This is a genomic window from Delftia sp. WSY_16 (assembly GCF_043104415.1).
Lineage (GTDB): Bacteria > Pseudomonadota > Gammaproteobacteria > Burkholderiales > Burkholderiaceae_C > Comamonas > Comamonas tsuruhatensis.
Genome location: NZ_JBICKS010000034.1, coordinates 13,675 through 39,152, shown reverse-complemented (window position 1 = coordinate 39,152; position 25,478 = coordinate 13,675). Strand labels below are relative to the sequence as shown.

The 25,478-nt window shown below is 68.4% G+C and carries 26 protein-coding genes; 15 read left to right on the top strand and 11 right to left on the bottom strand.

From position 1 onward, the window contains the following. The 3 genes from ACF8O7_RS17935 to ACF8O7_RS17925 form a co-directional block, all read right to left on the bottom strand. Positions 1 to 1,008, bottom strand: a complete 1,008-nt coding sequence (locus ACF8O7_RS17935) for a tripartite tricarboxylate transporter substrate binding protein (RefSeq protein ID WP_017406536.1) — start codon at positions 1,006 to 1,008, stop codon at positions 1 to 3. Between the two features lie 162 nt (positions 1,009 to 1,170). Continuing rightward, positions 1,171 to 1,560, bottom strand: a complete 390-nt coding sequence (locus tag ACF8O7_RS17930; protein ID WP_016450353.1) for a YXWGXW repeat-containing protein — start codon at positions 1,558 to 1,560, stop codon at positions 1,171 to 1,173. A gap of 182 nt (positions 1,561 to 1,742) precedes the next feature. Then, complete coding sequence (locus ACF8O7_RS17925) at positions 1,743 to 2,483, bottom strand: helix-turn-helix transcriptional regulator (RefSeq protein WP_012202467.1); 741 nt, start codon at positions 2,481 to 2,483, stop codon at positions 1,743 to 1,745. Positions 2,484 to 2,597: 114 nt separating this feature from the next. On the opposite strand from ACF8O7_RS17925, the gene ACF8O7_RS17920 reads away from it, so the two are divergent. Together ACF8O7_RS17920 and ACF8O7_RS17915 are read left to right on the top strand one after the other, a co-directional pair. Further along, entirely contained in the window at positions 2,598 to 3,422 is an 825-nt protein-coding gene (locus tag ACF8O7_RS17920) for a hypothetical protein (protein ID WP_126313133.1), read from the top strand. A gap of 11 nt (positions 3,423 to 3,433) precedes the next feature. Beyond that, entirely contained in the window at positions 3,434 to 5,398 is a 1,965-nt protein-coding gene (locus tag ACF8O7_RS17915; protein ID WP_160855424.1) for an MFS transporter, read from the top strand. Here ACF8O7_RS17915 and ACF8O7_RS17910 read toward each other — a convergent pair. Continuing rightward, positions 5,395 to 6,579, bottom strand: a complete 1,185-nt coding sequence (locus tag ACF8O7_RS17910) for a trans-acting enoyl reductase family protein (RefSeq protein ID WP_017406532.1) — start codon at positions 6,577 to 6,579, stop codon at positions 5,395 to 5,397. The two genes, ACF8O7_RS17915 and ACF8O7_RS17910, sit on opposite strands and share 4 nt — an antisense overlap. Positions 6,580 to 6,889: 310 nt before the next feature. Between ACF8O7_RS17910 and ACF8O7_RS17905 the strand changes: the two genes are divergently transcribed. From ACF8O7_RS17905 to ACF8O7_RS17875, 7 genes are all read left to right on the top strand, one after another. After that, positions 6,890 to 7,363 carry a YiaA/YiaB family inner membrane protein gene (locus tag ACF8O7_RS17905; protein WP_043792912.1) on the top strand — a complete coding sequence of 158 codons (474 nt, stop codon included), beginning with the start codon at positions 6,890 to 6,892 and terminating at the stop codon, positions 7,361 to 7,363. Between the two features lie 37 nt (positions 7,364 to 7,400). Further along, entirely contained in the window at positions 7,401 to 7,871 is a 471-nt protein-coding gene (locus tag ACF8O7_RS17900) for a hypothetical protein (RefSeq protein WP_016454497.1), read from the top strand. An 8-nt stretch (positions 7,872 to 7,879) separates the two neighbouring features. After that, positions 7,880 to 8,698: a DUF2145 domain-containing protein gene (locus tag ACF8O7_RS17895; RefSeq protein ID WP_016450358.1), complete on the top strand. Its 819-nt coding sequence runs from the start codon at positions 7,880 to 7,882 to the stop codon at positions 8,696 to 8,698. 67 nt (positions 8,699 to 8,765) lie between these two features. Further along, the gene (locus ACF8O7_RS17890) at positions 8,766 to 9,863 is read left to right on the top strand and encodes a zinc ribbon domain-containing protein (RefSeq protein ID WP_126313131.1); all 1,098 of its coding nucleotides are present in this window, start codon (positions 8,766 to 8,768) and stop codon (positions 9,861 to 9,863) included. Positions 9,864 to 10,165: 302 nt separating this feature from the next. Continuing rightward, entirely contained in the window at positions 10,166 to 11,185 is a 1,020-nt protein-coding gene (locus ACF8O7_RS17885) for a GGDEF domain-containing protein (protein WP_227472683.1), read from the top strand. Between the two features lie 193 nt (positions 11,186 to 11,378). Next, a complete protein-coding gene (locus tag ACF8O7_RS17880; protein WP_034369027.1) occupies positions 11,379 to 12,539 on the top strand; it encodes a diguanylate cyclase in 1,161 nt (386 codons plus the stop codon). Positions 12,540 to 12,636: 97 nt separating this feature from the next. After that, positions 12,637 to 13,413: a hypothetical protein gene (locus ACF8O7_RS17875; protein WP_227472682.1), complete on the top strand. Its 777-nt coding sequence runs from the start codon at positions 12,637 to 12,639 to the stop codon at positions 13,411 to 13,413. A 34-nt stretch (positions 13,414 to 13,447) separates the two neighbouring features. Here ACF8O7_RS17875 and ACF8O7_RS17870 read toward each other — a convergent pair whose 3' ends face one another. After that, positions 13,448 to 14,446, bottom strand: coding sequence for a tripartite tricarboxylate transporter substrate binding protein (locus ACF8O7_RS17870; protein ID WP_016454503.1), 999 nt, complete (start codon positions 14,444 to 14,446; stop codon positions 13,448 to 13,450). After that, entirely contained in the window at positions 14,443 to 15,573 is a 1,131-nt protein-coding gene (locus ACF8O7_RS17865) for an aryl-sulfate sulfotransferase (RefSeq protein WP_126313129.1), read from the bottom strand. The genes ACF8O7_RS17870 and ACF8O7_RS17865 overlap by 4 nt, the downstream gene beginning before the upstream one ends. Before the next feature lie 112 nt (positions 15,574 to 15,685). On the opposite strand from ACF8O7_RS17865, the gene ACF8O7_RS17860 reads away from it, so the two are divergent. After that, entirely contained in the window at positions 15,686 to 16,636 is a 951-nt protein-coding gene (locus ACF8O7_RS17860) for a LysR family transcriptional regulator (RefSeq protein WP_017406524.1), read from the top strand. A 45-nt stretch (positions 16,637 to 16,681) separates the two neighbouring features. Here ACF8O7_RS17860 and tgt read toward each other — a convergent pair whose 3' ends face one another. After that, positions 16,682 to 17,854 (bottom strand): tRNA guanosine(34) transglycosylase Tgt, encoded by a 1,173-nt coding sequence (gene tgt / locus ACF8O7_RS17855; RefSeq protein ID WP_016450366.1) that lies wholly within the window; start codon positions 17,852 to 17,854, stop codon positions 16,682 to 16,684. Between the two features lie 135 nt (positions 17,855 to 17,989). Between tgt and ACF8O7_RS17850 the strand changes: the two genes are divergently transcribed. After that, the gene (locus ACF8O7_RS17850; protein WP_016450367.1) at positions 17,990 to 18,460 is read left to right on the top strand and encodes a universal stress protein; all 471 of its coding nucleotides are present in this window, start codon (positions 17,990 to 17,992) and stop codon (positions 18,458 to 18,460) included. Between the two features lie 27 nt (positions 18,461 to 18,487). Here the strand turns inward: ACF8O7_RS17850 and ACF8O7_RS17845 are convergent, their stop codons facing one another. The 4 genes from ACF8O7_RS17845 to ACF8O7_RS17830 form a co-directional block, all read right to left on the bottom strand. Next, entirely contained in the window at positions 18,488 to 18,949 is a 462-nt protein-coding gene (locus tag ACF8O7_RS17845; protein ID WP_126313128.1) for a hypothetical protein, read from the bottom strand. Between the two features lie 166 nt (positions 18,950 to 19,115). Next, entirely contained in the window at positions 19,116 to 20,336 is a 1,221-nt protein-coding gene (locus tag ACF8O7_RS17840) for a phospholipase A (protein WP_047219272.1), read from the bottom strand. An 88-nt stretch (positions 20,337 to 20,424) separates the two neighbouring features. Further along, positions 20,425 to 20,919, bottom strand: a complete 495-nt coding sequence (locus ACF8O7_RS17835) for a hypothetical protein (protein ID WP_126313127.1) — start codon at positions 20,917 to 20,919, stop codon at positions 20,425 to 20,427. 18 nt (positions 20,920 to 20,937) lie between these two features. Beyond that, positions 20,938 to 23,007 carry an ATP-dependent helicase gene (locus ACF8O7_RS17830; protein ID WP_212646623.1) on the bottom strand — a complete coding sequence of 690 codons (2,070 nt, stop codon included), beginning with the start codon at positions 23,005 to 23,007 and terminating at the stop codon, positions 20,938 to 20,940. A 281-nt stretch (positions 23,008 to 23,288) separates the two neighbouring features. On the opposite strand from ACF8O7_RS17830, the gene ACF8O7_RS17825 reads away from it, so the two are divergent. From ACF8O7_RS17825 to ACF8O7_RS17810, 4 genes are all read left to right on the top strand, one after another. Beyond that, positions 23,289 to 24,047 carry a hypothetical protein gene (locus tag ACF8O7_RS17825; RefSeq protein ID WP_016450372.1) on the top strand — a complete coding sequence of 253 codons (759 nt, stop codon included), beginning with the start codon at positions 23,289 to 23,291 and terminating at the stop codon, positions 24,045 to 24,047. Beyond that, on the top strand, positions 24,044 to 24,607 hold the full coding sequence (locus ACF8O7_RS17820) for an ATP/GTP-binding protein (protein ID WP_016450373.1): 564 nt from the start codon (positions 24,044 to 24,046) through the stop codon (positions 24,605 to 24,607). Before ACF8O7_RS17825 ends, ACF8O7_RS17820 begins: the two co-directional genes overlap by 4 nt. Continuing rightward, complete coding sequence (locus ACF8O7_RS17815) at positions 24,604 to 25,005, top strand: hypothetical protein (protein WP_016450374.1); 402 nt, start codon at positions 24,604 to 24,606, stop codon at positions 25,003 to 25,005. Before ACF8O7_RS17820 ends, ACF8O7_RS17815 begins: the two co-directional genes overlap by 4 nt. A 93-nt stretch (positions 25,006 to 25,098) precedes the next feature. Further along, positions 25,099 to 25,458, top strand: a complete 360-nt coding sequence (locus ACF8O7_RS17810) for a hypothetical protein (protein WP_016450375.1) — start codon at positions 25,099 to 25,101, stop codon at positions 25,456 to 25,458. Positions 25,459 to 25,478 lie beyond the last annotated feature (20 nt).

Below are 25,478 nucleotides of genomic sequence, written 5' to 3'. Positions count from 1 at the left end.
TCAATCGATGCTGATTTTCGCGTCTTTGACCACCTGTGCCCACTTCAGGCGGTCGTTGTGCACGGTTTTCTTGAACTGCTCGGGCGTCTCTATGCGGATGGCATTGCCCTGGGACTCGAAGCGCGCACGCACCTCGGGCAGCTCCAGCACCTCGCGCACGGCCTGGCCGAGCTTGGCCACGATGGCGGGGTCCGTGCCCTTGGGCGCGAAGATGCCGAACCAGATCGAGCTGTCGAAGCCCTTGGTGCCCGTCAGGCCGCTGGAGGCGATGGTGGGCACTTCCTTGATCACTTCCACGGGCTTGGCCGTGGTCACGCCCAGCAGGCGCACCTTGCCGCTCTTGTAGTGCGGCAGCACGGTCTGGACCTGGTTCATGATGCAGCAGGTCTCGCCGCGCAGCACCGAGGTGATGGCCTCGGGGCCGCCCTTGTAGGGCACGTGGACCATGTTCAGCCCCAGGCGCGCATTGAACTCTGCAAAGGCCATGTGCGTGCCCGCGCCGTTGCCCGTGGAGGCGTAGTTGTACTTGCCGGGGTTGGCCTTGATCTCGTCCACGAACTCCTTGAGGTTCCTGACGTTGATCACGTTGGGATTGATGGTCAGCACGTTGGACACATCGATCAGCGGCGCCACCGGCACGAAGTCGGTTTCCACGTCAAACGGCAGCTTCTTGTAAAGCGCCGCATTGCTGCCGTGCGTGGCCGCCGTGCCGAAGGCCAGCGTGTAGCCGTCCGGCTTGGCGCGCGCCACGATCTCGCTGGCGATGTTGCCGGCCGCTCCCGACTTGTAGTCAATGATCAGCGGCTGGCCCAGGCGCTGGGACAGCGGCTCCTGCACGCCGCGCGCGATCACGTCCACGCCCGAGCCTGCCGGGAAGCCCAGGATCATGGTCACGGGCTGGTGCGGCCACGAAGCCGCCGAATCGGCTGCCACCGCTGCGGTGGAGCCGAGGACGGCCAGGGCCGCGGCGGCGGCGGGAATCCAGGAGCGGAAAAGCGAGGGGCGCATGGTGTGCAGGGAAATCCGGTGAATCAATTCCCATATTTTCCTGAGAACTTAATGAGCCACTTTTATATGCATATGTTGGTATGAAGCCAGTGTGGGCATGCCCGGGGCTGCCAGCAAAAAGCCCGCCGATGGGGCGGGCTTCATGCCGGGCGCAGGCGCCTCTCAATGGCGGTAGGGGTTGTTGGGCCGGCGGTCATGGCGGTCCGGCACGCCGTCGCGGTCACGGTCCCAGCGGCCGGGTGCGTAGCCCCAGCGGCCACCGTGCTGCGACCACACGGGCTGGCGGTACACATAGCCGGGGCGCGCCTTGACCCAGTGGCCGGCCACCCAGGCATGGCGGTGGCCCTGCGGGCGCCAGTAGCCCGGCGCCCACACATAGCCGCGGCGCGGTGCCGGAACGGCCTCGTAGCGCATGGGGGGCGGCGCGCCGAACTGCACAGAGATGGCGGCACCCGGCGCCGCGTAGGTCACGTTGGCCTGGGCCTGCGCGGTCCCGGCCCATCCGGCCAGGGCCACGGTCGCGGCGATCAGCGGTGTGCGAAGGGAAATCATGGCGGCTCCTTGTCCTTGGTTCATCGGGCTGGAGTCCCTGTGACGGGAATCCATGACTGCATGGTGCGAGTGCTGCGTCAAGCCCGGGTTGCCGCGACGCGAAGTCTTGCAATCTTGTGTATCGCCTTGGTGAAGCCTTGTTGCCAGGCGCTGCAGCGCAGGCTGCCGTCCTGCAGCCGCCGTCAGACAGTGCCTCTTCTCAGGGCCGTGAACGCCGTGAATTCCCAGCTGCGCATGGCCAGCACCAGGGTGTAGCCCTCGCGCTGGCCGGGCGGCAGGCGCTGGTCCTGCAGGTGCTGCTGGGAAAAATCATGGGCCAGCCGCTGTATGCGTTCCACGAAGCTGGGCGCCAGATGCCGGCCGATGGAGCCGTGCACCATCAGCATGCCCTCGCCCGGCTGGTCGAAGCCGCCGCCGAAATAGTCGAGCACGGCGTTCTCGCGGAAGTACTCCATCACCGGCCCGCGCGCGCGCCAGCGGAAGGTCTTGGCCAGGCGCAGCCGGTAGCGGTTGCCGGGGCGCAGCTCGATGATGCCGATGCGGTCCAGCTGGGCCAGGTAGCGGATGCCTTCGGCCTCGGTCATGCGGTAGGTGGCCACGATCTGCTCCAGCGTCCACTGGCTGAGCACGCAGATGGCCATCAGCAGCAGCTTGCGGTCGGCGACCACGGCGTTCTCCTGCTCCGGCGTCATCTCCTGCAGCAGCGGCTGGCTGTCGGCCACGCGGCGCGCCAGGTCGGCGAAGTCCAGGCTCAGCGCGCGGCAGATGGCATCGATGCGCGACAGCGGCATGTCGCCCTTGGCCAGCATGCGCTTGACGCTGGACTCGGCCATGCCCAGGGCGCGCGCCAGGTCGGCATAGGTCATCTGGGCGGCCTTGAGTTCCTTCTTGAGGGCGATGACGAGGTCGGCAGTGGTGCTCATGGGTAGCGATTATCGATACCCGAGGTGCTGGTTTGCGCGGCGGGTGCAGAAAAACGATGCTGGAAGGGCCGGTGGCTCGCCACACTCCGCCCCACTTTCCACGAGGAGCAACACATGCCATCCGTATCGATTTCACCGGCCGCCGCCCTGCGCGCGCTGTACTGGGGCGCCGCCTTGCTGCTGCTGGCCGCCTTGATTGGCCCTGCAGTGCCGCAGCCCCAGGACTTTCACGCGTTTGCCGACCAGCGCGCCTGGGGGCCGCTGCCCCATGCGCTGGATGTGCTCAGCAACCTGGGCTTTGCCTGGGCTGCCGTGACGGGGGCGCGCCTGCTGCTGGACCGGCGTAGCCAGGCGCTGGCGCCGGCCCTGCGCTGGCTGGCCGCGCTGTTCTTCACGGGGCTGGCGTGTTCGGCCATAGGTTCGTCCGTCTACCACTGGGCCCCCCACGATGCCACCCTGGCCGGCGACCGGCTGGGCATGTCCATGGCCTTTGCCGGCATGCTGGGACTGGCGCTGCAATCGCGCATTGCCGACCGCGTGGCCGTGCGCGCCGCGGTGGCCATGCTGGTCGCCGCCGTGGCCTCGGTGCTGGTCTGGCTGCATGGCGGCAACCTGCTGCCCTGGGCGCTGGTGCAGGGCGGCGGCATGCTGGCGGTGCTGGGCCTGGCCTGCGTGGCGCCGCGCCATGGCGCGCTGGCGCTGCGCCTGGGCATGGTGATCGCCTGGTATGGCGCGGCCAAGCTGCTGGAGTGGGGCGATGCGGCCGTCTTCGAGGCCACCGGCGGGCTGGTGTCCGGCCACAGCCTCAAGCATGTGGTGGCGGCGGCCGCCGCCCTGCCCGTGATCACCGCGCTGCGTGCGGCCGGCACGGCGCGCATGGCCAGTACGGGCACAATGTGCGCCGATGCGTGCGGCCACGGCGGCGCCACCAACCGTTGAGGGAAGACAAGATGTTCCAGCAAGAGACCGGCAGCCCGTCTGCCCCCACCGCAACGGCCGGCGCCGTGCCATCGGCCGCGCACGAGCACCCCAACCAGTTCGCCCTGCTGGGCCAGCGGCGCTTTGCGCCGTTCTTCTGGACGCAGTTTTCCGGGGCGGCCAACGACAACCTGTTCAAGTTCGCGCTCACCGTGATGGTGACCTACCAGCTCAGCGTCTCCTGGCTGCCTTCGGCCATGGCGGGGCTGGTGATCGGGGCGCTGTTCATCCTGCCGTTCCTGCTGTTCTCGGCCACCTCGGGCCAGCTGACGGACAAGTGGGACAAGACGCGCATGTTCCGCCTGGTCAAGAACCTGGAGATCGCCATCATGGCGCTGGCCGCCTGGGGCTTCATCCAGGCCAATGTGCCCTTGCTGCTGGGCTGCGTCTTCCTGATGGGCCTGCACTCCACGCTGTTCGGCCCCGTGAAGTTCGCCTACCTGCCCCAGGTGCTCAGCGAGCGCGAGCTGACGGGCGGCAACGGCATGGTGGAGATGGGCACCTTCGTGGCCATCTTGCTGGGCAACGTGGCCGGCGGCCTGCTGGTGGCCGTGCCCGAGGTCGGCCATCTGCAGGTGGCCGTGGCTTGCCTGGCGCTGGCGGTGATCGGGCGGATCTTTGCGCAGTTCATCCCCAATGCGCCGGCCACCGATCCGCACCTGGTCATCAACTGGAACCCCTTCACCGAGACCTGGCGCAACCTGCAGCTGGCCCGCGAGCAGCCCGCCGTGTTCCGCTCGCTGCTGGGCATCAGCTGGATGTGGTTCTTCGGCGCCGTGTTCCTGGCCCAGTTCCCCAGCTTTGCCAAGGAGGTGCTGCATGGCGACGAGCATGTGGCCTCGCTGCTGCTGGTGGTGTTTTCCGTGGGCATCGGCACGGGCTCGCTGCTGTGCGAGGTGTTCAGCCGCCGCCATGTGGAGATCGGCCTGGTGCCGCTGGGCGCCATCGGCATGAGCGTGTTCGCCGTGGACCTGTTCTTTGCTTCGCGCGCACTGCCGGCCTCCGAGCTGATGGGCGTGGGTGCCTTCTTTGCCCAGCCCGCGCACTGGCGCGTGATGGCCGACCTGGGCATGCTGGCCCTGTCGGCCGGCATCTACAGCGTGCCCATGTACGCGCTGATCCAGATGCGCAGCCAGCCCACGCACCGCGCGCGCATCATCGCGGCCAACAACATCCTCAACGCGCTGTTCATGATCGCCTCCAGCGTGCTGGCCGGCGCGCTGCTGGCGGCGGGCTTCAGCATTCCCCAGGTTTTCCTGATCACGGGCATTGCCAATGCCGTGGTGGCGGCCTACATCTTCTTGCTGGTGCCCGAGTACCTGCTGCGCTTCGTGGCCTGGGTGGTCTCGCGCTTCGTGTACCGCTTCAAGGTGCAGGGCGACGAGCACATCCCGGCCACCGGCGCGGCCATCCTGGCCTGCAACCATGTGAGCTTTGTCGATGCCGTGCTGCTCATGGCCGCCAGCCCCCGGCCCATCTACTTCCTGATGGACCACCGCATCTTCCGCGTGCCCCTGCTGGGCTGGCTGTTCCGCCTGGCCAAGGCCATCCCCGTTGCGCCCCAGAAGGAAGATCCCGCCACCTACGAGGCTGCGTTCGAGCGCGCCGCCCAGGTGCTGCGCGAGGGCGACCTGCTGGCCATCTTCCCCGAGGGCGGCATCACGCGCGACGGGCAGCTGCAGGAGTTCCGTGGCGGCATCATGAAGATCGTCGAGCGCGCCCAGGCCGATGGCCTGCAGGTGCCCGTGGTCCCCATGGCGCTGACCAATCTCTGGGGCTCGTACTTCAGCCGCATCGAGCAGGGCGGCGCCATGGTGCGGCCCTTCCGCCGTGGCCTGTTCAACCGTGTGGGCCTGAACGTGGGCCAGCCCATGGCCCAGACCGAGGTGCAGCCCGCGCTGCTGCGCGAGCGCGTGCAGCGGCTGCTGGCGGCCTAAGAGGGGTTCTGTTCCTCCACCGTGAAGCTCAGGCCGGCATTGGCCTTGAGCCTGGCGATGAGCGCGTCGCCCATGGCAGGCGCCGTGGTCCAGATGCCGCCGGGCGTGTCCGGGGCGTCCTGCAGCAGGCAGACGGCGGCCTCGGTGATCATCTTGGACGTGGAGCCGTAGCCCGGATCGCGGTCGCCCTTGACGCCCACGCGCAGGCTGTGGCCGGCCGTGTCGGTGCCGATGAACAGCACGTCGTAGAAGCCCGATTCACGCTCTTCGCGCGATGGCCCCTCGCCAGGCTTGGGGCCGTCGTCCGCGCCCAGCGACTTGTCGGCCGCCACGGCGTTGGCCAGGGCCTCGCCCTTTTCGCCTGCGCCTGTGACCATCATCTCGTCGTAGACAAAGTCGGCGCCATAGGCATGGCCCAGCAGAAAGTTGGAGCGGTGCACGTTGCGCGTGTTGATGGCCGCCATCACGAAGGGCGCCACCCACAGGCCCAGCACCTCGTCCACCATGGGCTTGCTGCCCGAGGGCTGGCGCGGGCCCTCGAAGCCCGGCGTGAGCGAGAACGGATTGCGCAGCAGATCCAGCACGCCCGGCTGGGCGGCGGCCGCCGCCATGGTGGCCTTGAGGCTGGCGGCCGTGCCGCCCGAGAAGGTGCCCTTCATCTTGCGCACCCGGCCCCGCACGCGCTGGGCGGGCTGGCCGAAGCGGGCCTGCATCTCTCGCTGCAGCATGAACACGCCCAGGTCGAAGGGAATGGAATCGAAGCCGCAGGAGAACACGATGCGCGCGCCGCTGGCCCGGGCTGCGGCCTCGTGGGCATCGATCATCTGGCGCATCCACGCTGGCTCGCCGCACAGGTCCACATAGTCCACGCCGGCGCGGGCGCAGGCGGCCACGAGTTCGTTGCCGTAGAGCTGGTAGGGGCCCACCGTGGTCAGCACCAGGCGGGCCTGCTCCATCAGCGCCTGCAGGCTTGCGGGATTGCCGGTGTCGGTCACCACCAGCGGGGTATCGGCGGGCGCGCCCAGCTCGTCGCGCACGGCCGCGAGCTTGGCGGCATTGCGCCCGCCCATGGCCCAGCGCAGGCCGCTGCCTGCGGGGTAGCGCCTGAGCAGGTACTCCACCACCAGCCGGCCCGTGAAGCCGGTGGCGCCGTGGACGACGAGGTCAAAGGGTTTGGTCATGGGAGATCTCCATCAATCAGCGTGGCGAACGTGCGATTGCCCGCTGCACTGCAGCCGGGGTGGGCGCATTGTCTGTGGCGCGCCGCAGGGTTCCTGTCGCCCAGGTGCCGTGCCCGATGTCCTGTGTGCTGGTGTCACATGCAGGAACTTTTTGGGGTGTAAACAACAGTCAAAAACTTGAAAAGTACCGTTTTTAGATACTCGATGGCCTGTGTCTGGCCACTGTTACGGTTGAATGCAGACACGCAAGTTACGTCTGGGCACCATGCGTCCCGTGTTCAACCAATGCCCTTGAGGGGCACCTCGGCAAATGTCCTCTTCTCCCATCGTCGTTCAGCGTGATACCCGGGCCTGGCAACTCCAGGTGTGGGTGTCGTTCGGCATTGCGGTCTCGCTGTGCGCCATCGGCCTGGCATGGCTGCCCGGCGAGCAGCTGGAGCAGGCCTTCATGGTGATGGGCTATGTGTTCTGCCTCTCGGCCGCCTTCGTGCTGGCCAAGTTCGTGCGGGACAACGAGGGCGGCCGCAGCGGCGCAGGCGACACGCCCATGTGGAAGCTGGTGGTCTGGGGCGGCTTTGCCGTGTCCATGGCGCTGACCGGCTGGGGGCTGGTGAGCATGGACATCAACGTGACCTACAAGGCCTTCCTGGGCGTGAGCTGGCTCTATCTCATCACCACCGCCTTCACGCTGGCCAAGATGCTGCGTGACCGCCACGAGGCCGACCTGGCGCAGGCCCGCCTGCATGGCCGCCGCGAGGCCGCGCAACCGGCCGACGCCGAGTGATGTCCGCCCCTTCCCCGCATTTCCAGGAGTCCAAGCAATGATGGTCAACCAATCCGTTTTCGCGCGCCTGCCGCGTGCCCTGCTGGCCGCTGGTGCGCTGTGCGCAGCCCTGGCCATGGCGCCAGCCCATGCGCAAAGCGAGGCCTCGGTGGCGCTGTCCATGCTGCCCGTGGCCTCCGTGGTGGGCACGGCTTCGGTGGCTTCGGCGGCCGCTGGCGCCGTGGTGGCCGTGCCGGCCGCGCTGTCGGTGGGCGGCGCGGTGCTGACCGTGAAGGCGGTGCAGGCCTCGGCCACGGGCACGGTCTATCTGCTGGAGCGTGCCTCCGACGGCGCCCAGGCCAGCGTGGAAGTGGTGGGGCGAGGCGCCTCCGCCTCGGCTTACGCCGTGGGCACGGTGCTGACCTGCAGCGTGATCGGCACGGGCGTCATCATCTCGGCGGCCGGCAAGGTGCTGGCCTTCATCCCCAACGAGATGGGCAAGGCCCTGCTGCACAACGAACGCCTGTGATACCCGCCATGAAACCGCTGCTTTCTCCTTCCCCTGCAGCCCGTGCCGCCTGCCTGGGCCTGCTGCTGGCCGCCGCGCTGGGCACGGCCCATGCAGGGCGCAGCTGCGAGGACAAGCCCCTCACGCCCCAGTCCCTGCAAAAGGGCCTGGACCTGGCCCAGCGCACATCCCAGGCGCTGGATGCCGAATATGCGAAGAACGGCACCCGTGTCGTGCTGCTGGCGCGCGTGGGCCAGGACCTGAGCAAGTACGACCTGCACTACTCGCACTACGGCTGGGCCTACAGGACCCCCGAAGGCCCCTGGCGCGTGGCGCACAAGCTCAACGAATGCGGCACGGCCGGCGGCCATGTCTACCGCCAGGGCCTGGGCGAATTCTTTCTGGACGACCTGTGGCGCTACGAGGCCGGCGTTCAGGTGCCCACGCCCGCCGTGCAGCAGGCGCTGTGGACCTTTCTGACCCAGCCCCAGACCGTGCTGCGCCTGCAGCACGAGCCCTACAGCATGGTCAGCTATGCCTGGGGCCAGCGCTACCAGCAGTCCAACCAGTGGGCCACCGAAACCCTGGCCGCCGCCATGGAGCCGGCCACGGTGCAGCGGCGCCAGCAGGCCCAGGCCTGGCTGCAGTTCAAGGGCTACGAGCCGGGCGTGCTGGTCATCCGCGCGCTGTCGCGGCTGGGCGGGCGCGTGACGGCCGCCAACATCGCCTTCGACGACCATCCCAACGACAAGCGCTATGCCAGCCGCATAGAGACCGTGACCGTGGAGTCGGTGACGCAGTGGCTGCAGCGCAGCCAGCTGGCGGGTCCGGTGCGCGTGCTGCCCTGAGCCGGACCGGCTCTTCCTCCGCCTGCGGTCTTCCTCGGCCGCAGGCCACTGAAACAGGAGTTTCCCCATGAGCAAGGCCCTGCGTCTGCCCGAGAAATGGTTCCGCCGAGGCCTGTGGCTGGTGGCGGTGGTGTTCGCGTCCTTCCTCATCGGCCTGGGCGGCCTGGTGGTGGGCGACCTGCCCCAGGTCGAGTCGCCGCGCACGGTGGAGGACTTCATCGCGCCCGAGGCGGCCGAGCCCGTGAAGGCCGAGATCAAGGCCGCCGATGCCGACCACGACAAGGCGGAAACGGCGCTGGAGAACGCACGGCTCAAGTACCAGGCCGCGCAGTCGCGCTACCGCTCGGCGCGCGAGACCTTCGACAACTGGGTGGCCACGCGCCGTGCCACCGCCCGGCCCGAGCAGGACAGCGAACTGCTGTCGCGCACCCAGGCGCTCGATGCCATCAAGCAGGAAGAGAACACCGCCCGCGCCTCCGTGGAGCGGCTGCAGGATACGAGCCTGCGGGCGCGGCAGCGCCTGGACGCGGCCAACCGCCAATGGGACGATCTGCGCGACGGTGCCATGGAATCCTGGCGCAAGGAGATGCGCGCCGTCGAGCTGCGTGTCTTTCTCTACCGCCTGGCGCTGACCCTGCCGCTGCTGCTGGCGGCCGGCTGGCTGTTCGCCAAACAGCGCAAGAGCACCTGGTGGCCCTTCGTCTGGGGATTCATCTTCTTTGCACTGTTCGCTTTCTTCGTTGAACTTGTGCCGTACCTGCCCGACTACGGCGGCTACGTGCGCTATGTGGTCGGTATCGTGGTGACGGTGCTGCTGGGGCGCGCGGCCATCCTGGGCCTGAACCGCTATCTTGAAAGGCAAAAGCAGCAGGAATCGCTGCCGGAGACGCAGCGGCGCCAGGAACTGGGCTACGACGTGGCCCTGGCCCGCCTGGCCAAGGGCGTGTGCCCGGGCTGCGAGCGCCCCGTGGATCTGAAGGACGGCGCCATCGACTTCTGTCCCCACTGCGGCATCGGCCTGTTCGACCGCTGCGGCAGCTGCAGCACCCGCAAGAGCGCCTTTGTACGCTTTTGCCACAGCTGCGGCGCCCAGGCCGATGGCCACAGCAGAAAGGCGGGCGCGGTGCTGCCCCGGGCGCAGGAGCCCGGGCCGGCGCCAGGCTGAGCCGGCCTGGCCGTCAGGGGCTCCAAGCCCCTTGAAGCTGCACGGGGTTGTGGTACACCATGGCTTGCGCGCTCGGCCGGGGCGCAGATGTCTTCAGCGAGGATGCCATGTCACGCCAGCTGCCGTATCCCCCACAACACACGCCAGCGCAACCCGCCCACCCACCGGCCGGCGGGTCCGCCCATGTCCTTCCCCTTGCGGCCTGGGCCGTGGGGGCGGCCCTTCTGGCAGGTCATGTGCTGGCGGGCCCTTCTTCATGGAAAGCATGGGCGGCCTACGCCGCGCTGTCGGCATTGGCCGGCATGGCCTGGATCTGGCGCTGCCATGCAGCCGGCTTGCCGCTGACCCGGACGCTGCGCGGCCATGGCTGGATACAGGCCACGATGGCCTTGCTGCTGGCGGCATGGCAGCCGACCCTGGCCTGGGCTTGTGCCCTGCTGTGGCTGGCGGCCGTCGCCTGGCTGCCCTGGGATGGCGAGCGCGAGCAGGCGCTGCATCTGCCCACGGGCCAGGTGGTGGTGCTGTGCGCCATGCTGGCCATGCTCTGCGCCGTGGTGGTGGCCAGGCCCATGCCGCAGATGGCGCCGGGCCCGGTCGCCGTGCGCATCCTGTGGCTGGCCAGCGTGCTGCTGCCGCTGGCCGTGCATGCGCTGGCGCTGTGGCAGGCGCTGAGCCGCATGCAGCGCCAGTACACCGAGGAGCTGGCGCAGCTGTCGAGCTATTGCGGCCAACTGGCCGACGATGTGCAGCAGTTGCAAAAACGCGTGGGCTCGCTGCAATTGCCCACGGGGCGCGACACACTCACCGGCGTGGCCAATTACGCGCGATTGATGGATGTCGTCGATGGCCTGCGCGAACGCCATGCCCGCAAGCCCGAGCCGTTTTGCGTGGTGCTGCTGGAGCTGGACCCGTGGGTGGAGCGCGTGGGTGTTCACCAGGCCTACAAGGGCCCCTCGCTGCAGGACCGCGTGCTGCTCATGCTCAGCGGCCTGCTGGTCACGCATCTGCGCACCGTGGACGGCATAGGCCGCTACCGCGACGACACCTTCATGCTGGTGATGCCCGATACCGCCTCGGTCCAGGCCGTCTGGGCCCTGCAGCGCGTGCGCGAGGGTGTGCGCCAGCAGCGCTGGAGCGAAACGCCCATCCCCGATCCCGACAAGGACCCGCTAACCCTGACCCTGGCCGTGGCGGAGTTCCAGGCGGGCGAGACCTCGGAGCGGCTGGTGCAGCGGGCCGAGGCAGCCCTGTTGCATGGCCGTGCCTGCGGGCGCAACCAGATCGTGGTGGCCGAGGATGTGCGGCCGCCGCGCGCGTCCTAGACGCACAGCCTGCGATAGGGCCTGTTCATCCCCTGCGGGGGAGCGCGCTCCTCGGGATTTCCCGGATGCGGTCACAATGGGCGCCCATCGGGGCCGCCGGCCCGCCGCGCTTCATTGCATGCCCGTGCTTTCCTCCATTTCCCGGAATCTTCCCGACCGCCTCCTTTGGGGGCCGAAGCCGGCGTCACCGCTGGTGGACGAGGCGCTGCACCTGGAGCGCTGGAAACGCCGCACCTGGCAGCTGCACATCTCCGTGCTGCTCAGCCATCTCTATGCGCTGCTGCTGTTCCTGGGCCATGCATGGGCCGGCTACGCGCCCTGGCCCGTGGTGCTGGGCTATGGACTGTGGGTGGCGGCCGGCATGGGCTTCATCACCTGGGCCTATGCCAGCGACTGGTGCCACAAGCTGCGCGATCCGGGCATGTTCCTCACGCACCAGCTGGTGTCCATCATCGGCGTGCTGGGCATGGTCATGGCGGCACCCGCGCTGGCGTTCCAGTCGATGGTGATGCTGATCGCCTTCAGCGCCGACGGTTTTCTCGCACGCAGCCGCACCAGCTTCTGGCTGACGTGGATAGGTACCCTTGTTGCCGTGGCCGCCATCATCTGCTGGCGGGGTCCGCTGATGCGCATGACCACGGACACGGCTGCGGGCCAGCTGCTGGCCTTCGGCGTGGTGCTGGGGGCCGTGGTGCGCTGCAGCGTGCAGGCGACCTTCTTTCGCAGCATGCAGTACCGGCTGGGCATCGCCAATGACAAGCTGGCCGCTGCGCTGGCGCAGATCGAGGCCTTGCTGCGCCATGACGACCTGACCGGCGTCAGCAATCGGCGCGGCGTGATGGAGCGGCTGCACGAAGTGCGCACTGCCGCCCAGGAGCGTGGCGAGGTGCTGTGCGTCGCGTTGCTGGACATAGACCACTTCAAGCGCATCAACGACAGCTTTGGCCATGAAGGCGGCGACCGCGTGTTGCGCGCTTTCGGCGCGCTGCTGAAGTCGCAGCTGCGCAGTACAGATGGCGTGGGCCGCTATGGCGGCGAGGAATTCCTGCTGGTGTTGCCGGACACCGGCCTTGCCCAGGCCGGCGAATTGCTGGAGCGCCTGCGCCTGCGCATTGCCGAGGCTCCGTGGACGCACACCCTGGGCGAGGGCGCCCGCGTCACCTGCACGCTGGGCGCGGCGCAGTACCGCACGGGCGAATCGGTGGAGGCCACCATCGCGCGCGCCGATGCGGCGCTGTACCGAGGCAAGGCCCAGGGCCGCAACTGCACGGTGCTGGAGCCGCAACAGACCCCGCAGGCCTTGAGCGGCGCCCCGGCCCCCCGGACTGATGCCGGAATGCCTGACCGCTTGTGAGTGCAGCTCACGACGAGTGACAGAAAACATCGTTATTCATGCGCACCGATCATCCATAGCATCGGCATCCATGCTCGGAATGGACAAGGGTGCAAATATGAACCAATGGTTCGCTGAAATCGCCGGCAACGGGCCCGAGGGCGCTGGCATCGTGGTGTCTGCGCAAGGCTGGGATAGGCATCTGCAGTCCGGCCCCCGCCAGTTGCAGGCCGGCCCGCTCCGCGCCGAACTGGCCGACGGCGGCCTGCGCAATGTCCGCTATGGCGGCGTCGACATCCTGCGCTCCATGGCCTTTGTGGCGCGCGACGGACAGGGTGACCGCTGTGTGTATGGCGCGGGCGAACTGAGCCTGCGCGAGCGGGCCGGCCGCTTCGAGGCCTTCTACGAAACGGTGGTGGACTGCGAGGAGCTGAGCCTGGCCTGGCGCGTGCGCATCGTGGGTTCGGCGCGCGGACTGAGCTTCACGTGCTGGGCGCGAGCCCAGGGGGATGTCGACGGCGGCCTGCAGCGGGGCCTGCGCGCCGGGCGGGCGGGCCTGGAGCTCGTGTATCCGCTCAAGGTCCTGGCTGGCCGGCCCGTGCATGTCCAGCATGTCGATGGCAGCGCCGAAACCACCGTGCTGCCCGAGCCCGATGCGCTGCAGCGCCTGTCGCAGCTGTCTGGCATCGCCCATGTGCCCGCACCGGGCCTGCAGGTGGATTGCCGCCTGGAAGGCGCCGAGTTCGAGATGCTGGGCCAGCGCTGTGGCGGCAAGGCCTTTTTCCGGCTGCAGCCGCGCGCGTTGTCTCCTTCGCCCTCCTACCCGTTGACCCGGGGCCGGACCCTGGTGCAGATGGCGGGCCTCTCGTTTGTCTCGCCCGGCGCCCTGCAGTAGCACCGCAAGCAGCGCCTGGCCAGGCCTGGCCGGGTCAGCCTGTGCCTTGCAGGCGGGCGGCCTGCACGGTGGCCTCCAGCAGCTTTCTCTCCCTTTGCAGGTGGGCGGTGAACTGGGCTTGCTCCATGACCATGGGCTTGAAGCCGGCCTCGGCCAGCTTGCGCACCAGTTCCGGCTCGGCCAGCACGGCGGCGGTCTCCCGGGCCAGGCGCTCTGCAATGCGGGCATCGGTGCGGGCTGGCAGCAGCAGGCCTTGCCAGGCTTCGACATCGAACGCCTGCCAGACCGCCGTGTCCGACAGGCTGGGTGTCTGCGGCAAGGTGGCGGCCCGCTGGCGCGATGTCACCCCCAGGCCGCGCAGCTTGCCCTCGCGCACGAAGGACTGGACCAGGGCCACGGGCAGCACGGCCAGGTCGATCTGCCCGCCTGCCAGCTCGGTCAGCGCCTGCGGGCCGGATTTGTAGGGCACATGCGTCCATGACAGGCCGGCCTGCTGCTGGAGCATTTCGGCCGTCAGGTGCAGGCTGGTGCCCACGCCGTCGGTGCCCACGGTCAGCCGGCCCGGTTGCTGGCGTGACAGCTGCACCAGCTCGGCCGCCGTGGCGGCCGGCAGGTCGGGGCGGCCTGCCAGCACGAAGGCCGAAGAGGCCACGGGCGCCACGGGCAGCAGCTCCCTGAGGCCGTCATAGCGAAAGCGTTCTGGCGAGACCAGCGGCGCGATCAGCACGCAGCTGGCCACGCCAAACAGCACGGTGTGCCCGTCGGGCCGGGCCTTGATGACACGCTGGGTGGCGATGGTGCCCGAGGCGCCCACCGTGTTCTCTATGACCACGGGCTGGTGCAGCCGCTCGGCCAGCCTCGGCATGACCAGGCGTGCGGCCACGTCCACGCTGCCGCCTGGCGAAAAGGGCACCACCACGGTCAGCGGCTGGCTGGGCCAGGCGTCGGCCCCAGCCGTGGAGGCGCGGGCTGCCGGCGAAAGCCAGGGCGCGCCCAGCATCCAGGCCGCCAGTTGCCTGCGGTTGAGGCTCATGCCAGCCTCCCGGCAGCGCCCAGCCAGGGCAGCTGGTCCGCGTGGTAGCGCCAGGTCTGGAACACGCTGTTGAGCCGGCCGGGGCCGGTGCGGCGCGCTGCGGCATCGGGATACTCGGCGAACCAGGGCAGGATGTATTCCCAGACCACTTCCCCCGCAGGCGTGACCTCGAAGAGCCGGCCCGTGGCCGATTCGGTGATGTGGGTGTTGCCGTTCCACAGGCGCTGGGCATTGCCCATGAAGGCTGTGTAGAAGGCGTTGACCATCTCGTCCTGGTAGCTCCAGACCACGCGGTGGTCGGCCGGATCGATCTCCACCACGCGCGAGAAGGCCACGTGGGCGCCTTCGCGGAAGTTGCCGTTGTCGAAGGCCAGGATGTGGCCGTTGGCCAGCGCCACGGGCGCGTGCTGGTGCGAGACCACGGAAGGCGGAATGTGCAGCGTCACCGCGCCGCTGGCCTTGTCCACGGCGATGATGCCGGAGGTGGTGCGCAGGCTCATGAGCACGCTGCCGTCGGCCCTCACGCCCAGGCCGTTGACCAGCGGCCAGTGGTAGCGGCCAAAGCCCGGGTGGATGGGGAAGTCCTCGGGCTCCAGGTGCTCCCAGGCCTTCCATTCCCAGACCAGGCGGCCGCTGCGGTCCACCTCGCGGATCACGTCGCCGTACATCACCTCGCCGGTTCCGTGCGCGGTGCCGCCGGGCACGCGCTCGGCAAAGCCCTCGGGCACGGGCGCGCAGGCGGCATAGAGCAGGTGGCCGTTGGGCAGCCATTGCGCGTCATGGTGGTGGTCCGGGTCCTCGTGGCGCCAGACGATCTCGCCCTGCGGCGTGACCTCGTAGAAATCGCCGCCGTGCCACATGGACCACGGCGCATAGCGGTCGGGCGAGCGGGGATGGTTGCCGTTGTAGCCCAGGTTGCCGTTGGGCAGGATCACGGCATGGCGGCCCGCTCGCACGGGCAGCTTCCATTCATGGGCCACGCGGCCCTCGATGTCCACCAGGTAGACATGGCCGTCGGCCGTCTGCGGCGCGATCAGGGTGTAGCCGCCGGCCGAAAGGGCGGGGTCGTGGGCGATGAGTCCGACGCCGCGGCGGCGCTGGGTGACTTGGTCTACGGTGCTTGCCATGGGCTGCTTTCAAAGGAGGGCGGGGAATGAGCGCCACTGTAGGCAGTCGCAAGCGTCAGGAATAGCTGTTTATTTTGGATGAGGTGTCAGATAAAAATTTACACTCCGCGCCATGCCCGCAATCTCCCAGGCCTTTCGCTGTTTCGACGAGGTGGCTCGCCGTGGCTCGGTGCGCAAGGCCGCCGTCACACTGCACCTGACGGCGGCCGCCGTGAACCAGCAAATCCTCAATCTGGAGGCCCAGGTCGGCGTGCCGCTGTTCGACCGCCTGCCGCGCGGCATGCAGCTGACAACCGCCGGGGAGCTGATGCTGGCGGCCGTGCGGCGCAGCCAGCGTGACTTCGACAACGCGCTGGCCCAGGTGGAGGACCTGCGCGCCCTGCGCCGGGGCCATGTGCGCGTGGGCGTGTCCCATGCCACGGCCGAGTACCTGCTGCCCCTGGTGATCGCCAGCCTGCACGGGCGCTATCCGGGCATCACCTTCAGCGTGCGCTCGGGCACGGGCGAGGAGCTGCTGCGCGGCGTTGCGCAGGGCGAGATCGATGTGGCCTATTGCCTGCGCCGCCCGCCGCCGCCCGGCGTGCAGGAGGTGCGGGCCTGGCCCCAGCCGCTGGGCGCGGTGATGGCCCCCGGCCATCCGCTGGCCACCGAGCCGCGCCTGCTGCGCCTGCGCGATTGCGTGGCCTATCCGCTGATCCTGATGGCGCCGGGCATGGAGCTGCGCAGCATGCTGGAGCAGATGGACAGCGCAGCCCTGCACCAGCAGCGGCCGCTGGTGGAGACCAGCTCCGTGCCCATGGTGCGGCGCCTTGTGGCCGGCAGCACGGCCCTGGGATTCCTGGTGCCCGACAACGTGGCCGAGGATGTGGCGGCCGGCCGCCTGCTCTGGCGGCCCCTGCACGATGCAGGAGCACAGCTGCCAAGCTGTCTGTACCAGCGCATCGGCTACACCAGGGCGGCCGCCATGCGCCTGTTTCTGGACGAGCTGGAGCGCGTGGCCGACGAGATGCGTGCCGGCTTCGAGACCGGCGTGTCCTGGTCGCTCAAGGATATGGCGACCTGAGCGACCCTGACCACCTGAGTGACCTGAACGATCGGCTGCGGGGCGTCAGACGCCCCGGGCGCGCTCGGCCTTGAAGCGTGCGCGCATTTCAGTGAAGTTGCCCGCCTCCAGCGCATTGCGCACTTCCTGCATCAGGTTCAGGTAGTAGTGCAGGTTGTGGATGGTGGTGAGCATGGGGCCCAGCATCTCGCCGCAGCGGTCCAGATGGTGCAGGTAGGCGCGCGAGAAGCCGTCGCGTCCGCCTTGCTCCCAGCTCACGCCGCTGGCACCGGCGCAGGCGTGGCAGGTGCAGCTGGGGTCCAGCGGCTGGTGGTCGGTCTTGTGGCGGGCATTGCGGATCTTCAGGTCGCCATAGCGCGTGAAGATGGTGCCGTTGCGCGCATTGCGCGTGGGCATGACGCAGTCGAACATGTCCACGCCGTCGGCCACGCCCTGCACCAGGTCCTCGGGCGTGCCCACGCCCATCAGGTAGCGCGGCTTGTGGGCCGGCAGGCGGTGGGGCGTGTGGGCCATGATGGCCAGCATCTCGTCCTTGGGCTCGCCCACCGAGACGCCGCCCACGGCGTAGCCGGGGAAGTCCATCTCGACCAGGGCCTGCAGCGATTCCTCGCGCAGGTTCTCGTACATGCCGCCCTGCACGATGCCGAACAGCGCGTTGGGGTTGCCCAGGCGCTGGAATTCGTCGCTGGAGCGCTTGGCCCAGCGGCGGCTCATCTCCATGCTCTTGCGTGCCTCGGCCTCGGTGGTCTTGTGGCCGTTGGTCTCGTAGGGCGTGCATTCGTCCAGCTGCATGACGATGTCCGAGTTCAGGATCGTCTGGATCTGCATGCTGACTTCGGGCGACATGAACAGCTTGTCGCCATTGACGGGGCTGGCGAAGTGCACGCCTTCCTCGGTGATCTTGCGCATGGCGCCCAGGCTCCAGACCTGAAAGCCCCCCGAGTCGGTGAGGATGGGCTTGTCCCACTTCTCGAAGCCGTGCAGGCCGCCGAAGCTCTGCATGATGTCCAGCCCCGGGCGCATCCACAGGTGGAAGGTGTTGCCCAGGATGATCTGCGCGCCCATCTCCTGCAGGCTGCGCGGCATCACGCCCTTGACGGTGCCATAGGTGCCCACGGGCATGAAGATGGGTGTCTGCACCACGCCGTGGTTGAGCGTGAGCTGGCCGCGGCGCGCGTGGCTGGAGGGATCGGTCTTGAGCAGGTCGAATTGCAGCATAGCCCTCCATTGTCCCAGATGGCCGCATGCGCGTGTCGGACGCGCCGCGACTGTCCCCGGAGCCCGTCCGGCTTAGCCGGCCCGCGTCTACACTGGGGTGGTTGCGATTCGCCAGCTACAAAAAAGGAGGTCTGCATGCTGAAGATCATGATTGCCGTCGACGGGTCCGAGCCCTCGCTGGATGCCGTGCACCACGCCATCTCCCTGGTGCGCCAGGGCCTTCAGGCGCATTTCGTGCTGGCCCATGTGCAGCAGGAGGCCTCGCTGTTCGAGCTGGCCACGCAGGACTCGGACATGATCGCCGCCGCCAGCGTGGACGCCGGCATGCACCTGGTGGCGCCGGCCGTGGCCCTGGTGCGGGCGGCCGGCATTTCCTACGAGGTGGAGATCGGCCTGGGCGAGCCCGCCGCCGCGCTGGCCGACATTGCCGAGAGCACGGGCTGCGAGCAGATCATCATCGGCGCGCTGGGCCAGGGCGGCCTGCGGCGCGTGCTGATCGGCTCGGTCTCGCGCGAGGTGGCTCGCAACAGCCGGCTGCCGGTGACCATCGTCAAGCATGCCGAGCCGCGCGATGAAGATGAGGAGCAGGACCTGAGTCCCGAGTGAGGCCGCGCCGGGCAGGCGCGCGGGCCTTCAGGCAGCCCGCCGCTGCTGGCCCTGATGGCTCTGGTGCCGGCCTGCATGGGCGCCGTAAGCTCCGTAGGCGCCGTGGGCACCATGAGCGTGCGAATGCGCGTGGGGCTGCAGCTTGCCGTGCGGCAGGCTGGCCAGGCGCTGGAACATGCGGCGGCAGTAGCCGCGTATGCCCAGGCATTTGTTGATCTCGTCCACAGGCAGGGGGCCGGAGACCACGACGATGCTGTCGGCCTGGTCCCAGTCACCGGCCGCGCGCAGCCGTCTGCGCGTGCACAGCGCCCAGGCATGGATGCGCGTGGGCGAGCCATGCTCGTGGACCTGGCCCGTGATCCGGTCGAAGGCAATGGCCACCAGCTCGGTCCTGAGCCGGCAGCGGCGCTCGCCCGTGATGGCACTGGGCGTCTCGCGCATGTCGTACAGGCAGTAACTGCCGGCCTTGAGCTGGTATTGCAAATCCATGGCGGACCTCCGCGGTTCGTTCTGGGGCGGGTTCCGGGCCTGCCTGCAAAGGCCCGGGGCATCGGCGCATTCTGACGCATGGCCCCGGCCGCTGGCAATGCAGCCAGCGGGACGGGGCTTCCCCGCGAAGGGCAAGCGGCAAAGCGTGCCCGCGAGGGCCAGTCTTCTAGAAGTCCAGAAGACTGAAACCCACGCTGAGCACGGTGCGCTTGTAGTTGTAATCGATCAGGCTGTCACCGTATCCGCTGAAAAGCTGGACATGCAGGCGCAAATTGCTCTTGCCACCGTTCCATCCTTCGCCTAGGGTGCGCAGCCATTCGACGCGGCCGGAGCCGCGGCCCTGGCCCAGCGAGCCGCGCGCAGTGAAGCCCAGATAGTTCTGCGCATTGACGTTCCAGCCCAGTTTCACTTCGCCCCGGCCTATGTAGTCCTGGATGCGCGGGTTGTCGTCGTGCTCGGCGCTTTCGCGGATGCGCTGCCAGGCTTTGGCGTGCAGCTGCCAGCGGTTGTCCAGCTCGAAGCCGGTCATCAGATACCAGCGGTTCCAGCTGCGCGACAGCGGATCGCTCTGGCCGTTGGACTGGTGCACCAGTCCCACGCCGCTGTAGCGCCAGCGCCAGCCGAAGGGCAGCCGGGCATCGGTGGGGTAGACGTAGAAGATCTCGGGCTCGTGGTCCGTGTTGCGGAAGGGCCGCGAGATGGCGGGGCTGAACAGCTGCCAGTACGACTGCTGGGTGTAGCCGACCCACAGCGAGTCCTTGCCCGCCGAGGTGCTGCCGGTCAGCAGGCCCTGGGCGACCTTGGTGCGCACCGACAGCTGCACGCGCATTTCCTCGGTCTTGTAGGGCTGCGACTGCGCAGGGTCCTTGCCGGGCGTGGTGGGCTGCCGGTTGACATGGTCGGCCGTCACCACGGACACGGACATGGGCCGGTAGCCGCGGAAGCTGAAGGTACCGCAGTCGCTGCCCGGTTCCAGCTCGAAGTAGCGCGACAGCTCGCTGTAGCGCGGGTCGCGGCAGCCGCCGTTGGTGGGGGTGGTGGGCAGCGCCAGGCCCTGGCCGCTGTCGGCCGTCACCACGGGGGCGGGCGTGGGCAGGGCGCCAGGATCGGCTGCGGCGCTGGCGGCCGGAGCACTCCAGCCGGTGGCTGGCGGCGCGGTCAGCGGTTGCTGCTGCTGTGCCCAGGTGTCGAAGCAGGCCAGGCGAGACTGGTTGTCCGTGGTGGCGGCGCACTGGCGCCAGGCGTCCTCGGACAGGGGGCGGGGCGCTGTCTGCGCCTGGGCGCCGAGCCAGGGCGTGGCGCCCAGGCCCATGGCCAGGGCCCACTGCAGGGGTGTCGGCGTGCGGCTTGGGCGCTTGCGGCGATCCAGGTGTGGAGGATTCGTCATGGCAGGGGTCCGGTGATGGAAGGAGCGAAGAGTAAGGGGTAATGAGTGAAGAGGCAGCAGGGGGCTCGTGTGCAGGCTCGGGGGCCGGTCAGGGCGCGAGCTTGCGCAGCACGAAGGGCCGGGGCGCGGCATCCTCGCCTTCGAGGTAGTTGCCGCGGATCTCGCGGGCGCAGCTGCCTTCGACGACATCGCCCAGCCAGGTGGCGGTGATGCGCTTGCCGTCGGCGCTTTCTTCCAGCGTGATGTGGTCATCGGCCACGTCGCCGACCATGGGCCGGGTGTCTGCGCCGCGCGCGATCGTGCCCTTGACGTTGCCCTTCCACTGGGGGTGCGGTCCCAGCTGCAGGCGCACGGGCTGGGCCTGGCCTTCGACCGTGCCGGTCCATTCGCCCTGCAGCTGGCTGTCCTTCATTTCCTCGCCCTCGGGGCATGAGAGAGGGGGCTGTGCGGAGGCTGTGCGGGCGGCCTTGGGTGCGGCCTTGGCCTGGGCGGTGGACTGTGCGGTGGGCTGCAAGGCGGTGCTGGAGCAGGCGGCGGTCACGGCCACCAGCGCCAGGCTGAGAACGGGGCGGTAAAAACGCATGCGGTGTCTTTCGGGGAATCAGGAGTCGGCGGGCGTGGACTGCTGTGCCTTGAGCGCGAACTCGGCGCGCAGCTGGCGCAGCTTCTCGCGCGGGTCTTCGCGCGAGGTGGCGGCGTCCAGGCCCATTTCCTTGATGAAGCGGCTGGGCAGGGTGGAGACCATCTCGCGGCCCTTCTTGCGGCGCTTGGTCCAGCTCACGGCCAGCGATCGCCGGGCGCGCGTGATGCCCACGTACATGAGGCGGCGCTCTTCCTGCAGGCGCTGGGCGGTCTCGTCGCTGACCTTTTGCTGGCGGCCATCGTCGTCGTCGAGCTTGAAGGGCAGCATGCCCTCGGTCACGCCGACCAGCATCACATGCGGCCACTCCAGGCCCTTGGAGGCGTGCAGCGTGGACAGGATGACCATGTCCTGCTCCTTCTCGCGCTCGCTGATGGTGGACAGCAGGGCGATGTTGCGCGCCACCTCCAGCAGGCTCTTGACCTCGGTGTGCGTGGTCGTTCCCGCCGCATCCTCGATCTGGCCGCCGGCGCGCTGGGCCATCCAGTCGCAGAACTCCAGCACGTTGCTCCAGCGCGCGGCGGCCACCGATTCGCTGTCCTCGCTGTCATAGAGGTACTGCTCGTAGCCGATCTCCTTGAGCCAGTCGAGCATGAAGCCGCGCGACTGCTCGGCGCCCAGCGTGTGGCGGGCGCGGTATTCGAGGTCGTTGATGTAGCGGCCGAACTCCAGCAGGCTGTCATGCGCCTTCTTGGGCAGGGCCGCTTCCAGCATGTGCGCGAACAGGGCGCCGAACATGCTGAGCTTGTGCTGCGAGGAAAACTCGCCCAGCTTGCCCAGCGTGGTGTGGCCTATGCCGCGCCTGGGCGTGCCGATGGCGCGCAGGAAGGCGGGGTCGTCGTCGTTGTTGATCCACAGCCGGAACCAGGCGCACAGGTCCTTGATCTCGGCGCGGTCGAAGAAGCTGGTGCCGCCCGAGACCTTGTAGGGAATGTTGGCCTTGCGCAAGGCCTTCTCGAAGGGCTTGGCCTGGTGGTTGGCGCGGTAGAGGATGGCGAAATCCTTCCAGTCCGGCGGCGGGTTGCTGGCCGCGCGCAGGCTCTGGATGCGGGCCACGGCGCGCTCGGCCTCGTGCTCCTCGGTGTCGCAGTCCACGATGCGCACGGGCTCGCCTTCGCCCAGCTCCGAGAACAGCGTCTTCGGATAGAGCTTGGGGTTGGGCTGGATCACGTTGTTGGCCGCACGCAGGATGGCCGAGGTGGAGCGGTAGTTCTGCTCCAGCTTGATCACCTTGAGCTGCGGGAACTCCACCGGCAGCTTCTTGAGGTTGTCCAGCGTGGCGCCGCGCCAGCCGTAGATGCTCTGGTCGTCGTCGCCCACGGCCGTGAAGTGGGCCCGGCTGCCCACCAGCAGCTTGAGCAGCTCGTACTGCGTGGCGTTGGTGTCCTGGTATTCGTCCACCAGCACATGGCCCAGCAGGCGCTGCCATTTCTCGCGCACCTCGGCGTGGTTCTTGAGCAGGCGCATGGGCATGCCGATCAGGTCGTCGAAGTCCACGCTCTGGTAGGCGGTCAGGCGCTCTTCGTAGCGCTGCATGATCAGCGCCGTGCTGCGTTCGTTGTCGTCCTGGGCCATGGCCAGGGCCTTGCGGCTGTCCCAGCCGGCGTTCTTCCAGTTGCTGATGGTCCATTGCCACTGGCGCGCCGTGGCCAGGTCGGTGGTGCCGCCCGAGCAGTCCTTGAGGATGCCCGTCACGTCGTCGGCATCCAGGATGCTGAACTGGGGCTTGAGGCCCAGCACATGGCCGTCCTCGCGCACCATGCGCACGCCCAGGGCGTGGAAGGTGCAGACCAGCACATCCTTGGCCTGTCGGCCGATGAGGCCGGCCGCGCGCTCGCGCATTTCGGCCGCTGCCTTGTTGGTGAAGGTGATGGCTGCGATGCGCCGTGGCGCCATGCCCGTCTCGATCAGGCGTCCGATCTTGTGCGTGATCACGCGTGTCTTGCCCGAGCCCGCGCCGGCCAGGACCAGGCAGGGGCCTTCGGTGTAGTGGACGGCCTGGAGCTGGGCCAGATTGAGTCCTGCGGACATGGGTGCGTTGCGCGGGGAAAGGCGTGAAAGTGAGGGAAGCGGGAGCATACCGCTTCGGGGGTCGGGGCCGTCCGGGCAGGTGTAAGCACCCTTGGAATTCGGCGACAAATCTCGCGACCCGCTGGGAGCTGTCTGTGGCTGTACAGCCACCGATAGAAAAGTTCACATTGATGGGTGTGATCGTTGAGCGAAAACTATCGAAAATATCAGTGCTCGCCTATATTTGCTCCAGGCGACCTCGATCTGTTCATTTCCCGCTGCTATCCGGGGAGGCGTTGAAGTTGGCTCGCACTACCGATGAGATTGGCCTGGCTGCCGAGCTGTGGTCGCCGCTGCTCAAGCAGCGTTTTGAGACATTGTTTGCCGTGGCGTCCCGCAAGTCGCTGCGCGGCTGGCGGCAGGTGCCCCTGGTCAGCGCCCAGGTGCTGGTGGTGGACGGCAGCCTGCCCGTGCCCGAGGCGGCCGGATGGCTGCCTTGCGTGGTCTATGTGGGCGGTGTGCCCCAGGGGCAGCACCTGGAACGCACGCCCCAGCGCCTGGCCACCTATCTGGATCTGGATTTCACGCTCTCCGACCTGATCGACATGCTGGACCGGGCCGCCGTCTTCCTCATGGACTGGACGGTGCGCCAGCAGGTGGCGTCCTCGCAGACCCTGGTGCGCGCGCTGGATGATCTTCGGCAGCAGGCTGAGGGCTGCCGCTACCAATTCCGGCTCAAGGCCTGGGTGGCGCTGCCCGCGCCCTGGAACAGTGCCGAATCCCTGCGGGCCCTGGCCATGCTGTGCCGTGGCCCGATGGATGTGGCCACACTGTGCGAGCACAGCGGCATGGCGCCTGCCGCCGTGGCCGAGCTGCTGCGCCACCCCCGGCTGCGCGGCACGCTCGATTGCAGCCTGAGGCCGGCCCGTGCGGACGATCCGACGCCGCTGGGCGGCCACCGCGCGCAGGCGCACGGGGCTGCCACTGCCGTGGCGCCAGGCCTGTCGCGCCAGTGGGTGCAGCGGCTGACCGGCTGGATACGCCGCGGAGGGCAGGCATGAGCATGTGGATGAGCGACCAGCCCGGTGCGGGATTGGTGCGGGTGAGCCTGATCGGACCCATGGGCATCGGCAAGACCACGGCGCTGCGCAGCCTGTGCGGAGCGCTGATGGCCGCAACGGATGTGCCCAATCTCGACCGGGCCGCCCATTCCAAGGAGTTCACCACCGTGGGCGCGGAGTTCGGCGAGATCGATCTGGGCGAGGGAATGCGGTTGCAACTGGTGGGCAGCCCGGGCCAGGACCGCTTCGACTTCGTGCGCCGCTGGGTGCTCAATGCTTCGGTGGGCGTGCTGCTGATGGTGGATGTGGGCGATGCCTCGGCGCCGGACTATGCCGCGCAGCTCCTGTCCGAGATCGCCACCCTGGAGGTCGAACCCCAGGTGCTGCTGCTCAGTTGCCGTGACGCCAGCGAACAACAGCAGGAGGCGTTCAGCACCGCCTTGGCCGATCGAGGTCGCGGTATAGTGCCTGTCATCCAGGCGGACCCCCGTGACCGGCAGCAGTTGCTGGATGCGCTGGGGGTGCTCGTTTCCTTGCTTTCCTTGCAAAGTCAGGCATGAAGACACCAACGCATCCCCAGATTTCCTCCACCGTGATCGAAGCTGGCCAAGTTGCACTCAATCGCGTGGTGGCGCCTCTCGAGGGCGTGCATATCGCCTTGCTGTGCACGCCCGATGGTTTCGAGATCACGGCCCTGCGGGTCAAGAGCGAGCTGCCGACGGAGCGCCTGTCTGCCATGGCGGGCTCGCTGATGGCCATGGCAAAGGCCGTGGCCGCCGAAATAGGCCACAAGTCCTGCCACCGCCTGACCTTCGAGACCGAACTGGGTACCGTCCTTTTCCAGGCCGTCGGCGGCAGCCACCCGGCCATCCTGTGCATGGTGGTCGATCAAAGCGCCCTGCTGGGACGTGCGCTGTGGGCCGCGGGCGAAGTGGCCGGCGATCTGTCCCGTCTCTGACCCCCGTATCCGATTCAAGAGTTTTCTCCCCCGAGGAGCGGGCGCGATGAGTCCATCGCATCGCCTGCCCTTGCTATTTGAAAGAGGTGGCATATGGCTTCGATACATGATTCTCTGAACGGCCTGCTGGGCATCGATGGCGCCCTGTGCGCAGCCCTGGTGGACAGCACCAGCGGCATGCTGATGGGCAGCGCGGGCTCCGGCCTCGACATGGAGCTGGCCGCCGCCGGCAACACGGAGGTGGTGCGCGCCAAGCTCAAGACCATGCGCATGCTCAAGCTGGACGATGCCATCGACGACATCCTGATCACCCTGACCCACCAGTACCACGTCATCCGGCCCGTGGCCGCCCATGAAGGCGTGTTCTTCTACCTGGTGCTGGACAAGAGCCGCTCCAACCTGGCGCTGGCCCGCCGCAAGGTGCAGGAGATCGAAAAGGACCTGGCACTCTGAGAGCGCCCGCGCTCTTGCCG

What these genes read in the sequence shown, in the direction of transcription:
- ACF8O7_RS17935 (WP_017406536.1), bottom strand. Translation starts at nt 1,008, where the DNA reads ATGCGCCCCTCGCTTTTCCGCTCCTGGATTCCCGCCGCCGCCGCGGCC.
- ACF8O7_RS17930 (WP_016450353.1), bottom strand. Translation starts at nt 1,560, where the DNA reads ATGATTTCCCTTCGCACACCGCTGATCGCCGCGACCGTGGCCCTGGCC.
- ACF8O7_RS17925 (WP_012202467.1), bottom strand. Translation starts at nt 2,483, where the DNA reads ATGAGCACCACTGCCGACCTCGTCATCGCCCTCAAGAAGGAACTCAAG.
- ACF8O7_RS17920 (WP_126313133.1), top strand. Translation starts at nt 2,598, where the DNA reads ATGCCATCCGTATCGATTTCACCGGCCGCCGCCCTGCGCGCGCTGTAC.
- ACF8O7_RS17915 (WP_160855424.1), top strand. Translation starts at nt 3,434, where the DNA reads ATGTTCCAGCAAGAGACCGGCAGCCCGTCTGCCCCCACCGCAACGGCC.
- ACF8O7_RS17910 (WP_017406532.1), bottom strand. Translation starts at nt 6,579, where the DNA reads ATGACCAAACCCTTTGACCTCGTCGTCCACGGCGCCACCGGCTTCACG.
- ACF8O7_RS17905 (WP_043792912.1), top strand. Translation starts at nt 6,890, where the DNA reads ATGTCCTCTTCTCCCATCGTCGTTCAGCGTGATACCCGGGCCTGGCAA.
- ACF8O7_RS17900 (WP_016454497.1), top strand. Translation starts at nt 7,401, where the DNA reads ATGATGGTCAACCAATCCGTTTTCGCGCGCCTGCCGCGTGCCCTGCTG.
- ACF8O7_RS17895 (WP_016450358.1), top strand. Translation starts at nt 7,880, where the DNA reads ATGAAACCGCTGCTTTCTCCTTCCCCTGCAGCCCGTGCCGCCTGCCTG.
- ACF8O7_RS17890 (WP_126313131.1), top strand. Translation starts at nt 8,766, where the DNA reads ATGAGCAAGGCCCTGCGTCTGCCCGAGAAATGGTTCCGCCGAGGCCTG.
- ACF8O7_RS17885 (WP_227472683.1), top strand. Translation starts at nt 10,166, where the DNA reads ATGGCCTGGATCTGGCGCTGCCATGCAGCCGGCTTGCCGCTGACCCGG.
- ACF8O7_RS17875 (WP_227472682.1), top strand. Translation starts at nt 12,637, where the DNA reads ATGAACCAATGGTTCGCTGAAATCGCCGGCAACGGGCCCGAGGGCGCT.
- ACF8O7_RS17870 (WP_016454503.1), bottom strand. Translation starts at nt 14,446, where the DNA reads ATGAGCCTCAACCGCAGGCAACTGGCGGCCTGGATGCTGGGCGCGCCC.
- ACF8O7_RS17865 (WP_126313129.1), bottom strand. Translation starts at nt 15,573, where the DNA reads ATGGCAAGCACCGTAGACCAAGTCACCCAGCGCCGCCGCGGCGTCGGA.
- ACF8O7_RS17860 (WP_017406524.1), top strand. Translation starts at nt 15,686, where the DNA reads ATGCCCGCAATCTCCCAGGCCTTTCGCTGTTTCGACGAGGTGGCTCGC.
- tgt (WP_016450366.1), bottom strand. Translation starts at nt 17,854, where the DNA reads ATGCTGCAATTCGACCTGCTCAAGACCGATCCCTCCAGCCACGCGCGC.
- ACF8O7_RS17850 (WP_016450367.1), top strand. Translation starts at nt 17,990, where the DNA reads ATGCTGAAGATCATGATTGCCGTCGACGGGTCCGAGCCCTCGCTGGAT.
- ACF8O7_RS17845 (WP_126313128.1), bottom strand. Translation starts at nt 18,949, where the DNA reads ATGGATTTGCAATACCAGCTCAAGGCCGGCAGTTACTGCCTGTACGAC.
- ACF8O7_RS17840 (WP_047219272.1), bottom strand. Translation starts at nt 20,336, where the DNA reads ATGACGAATCCTCCACACCTGGATCGCCGCAAGCGCCCAAGCCGCACG.
- ACF8O7_RS17835 (WP_126313127.1), bottom strand. Translation starts at nt 20,919, where the DNA reads ATGCGTTTTTACCGCCCCGTTCTCAGCCTGGCGCTGGTGGCCGTGACC.
- ACF8O7_RS17830 (WP_212646623.1), bottom strand. Translation starts at nt 23,007, where the DNA reads ATGTCCGCAGGACTCAATCTGGCCCAGCTCCAGGCCGTCCACTACACC.
- ACF8O7_RS17820 (WP_016450373.1), top strand. Translation starts at nt 24,044, where the DNA reads ATGAGCATGTGGATGAGCGACCAGCCCGGTGCGGGATTGGTGCGGGTG.
- ACF8O7_RS17815 (WP_016450374.1), top strand. Translation starts at nt 24,604, where the DNA reads ATGAAGACACCAACGCATCCCCAGATTTCCTCCACCGTGATCGAAGCT.
- ACF8O7_RS17810 (WP_016450375.1), top strand. Translation starts at nt 25,099, where the DNA reads ATGGCTTCGATACATGATTCTCTGAACGGCCTGCTGGGCATCGATGGC.